The organism is Lactiplantibacillus xiangfangensis, from assembly GCF_001438845.1.
Classification (GTDB): Bacteria; Bacillota; Bacilli; order Lactobacillales; family Lactobacillaceae; genus Lactiplantibacillus; species Lactiplantibacillus xiangfangensis.
The window spans coordinates 1-303 of the sequence record NZ_JQCL01000024.1; the positions used below are offsets into that span (position 1 = coordinate 1).

The 303-nt window shown below is 39.6% G+C and carries 1 pseudogene; it reads right to left on the bottom strand.

Going from position 1 to position 303, the window contains the following annotated elements:
* Positions 1-71: 71 nt before the first annotated feature.
* Positions 72-303 (bottom strand): annotated as a pseudogene (locus tag IV64_RS02445) (LtrC-like protein); the annotation flags it as partial.

Genomic DNA, 303 nt, shown 5'->3' on the forward strand with positions numbered 1-303 from the left:
TGCGTGGGAAGTCCTGTTTTCGGCGGGGCTTCCTTTTCTGTTTCCATTATAGCATGTCCTTTAAAAGCTGGCTAACGTTTCAGACTTTGATCGTATTCAGGATCAGGTTGTTTGATTTCCGGATTTTCTTCAGCAAATGCTTTCAGTTGTTTTTGAGTTCGATCACTAATTTCTTGGTGCACATCGTTTAACTGATTTTTTAATTGCGCTTTTTGTTGTGGACTAGTTGCTTGCTGAACTTGTTGTTGCAAGCCTTGATAGGACTTATTAAGATCATGGGCTGATAGCTTTTTTAGATCATGC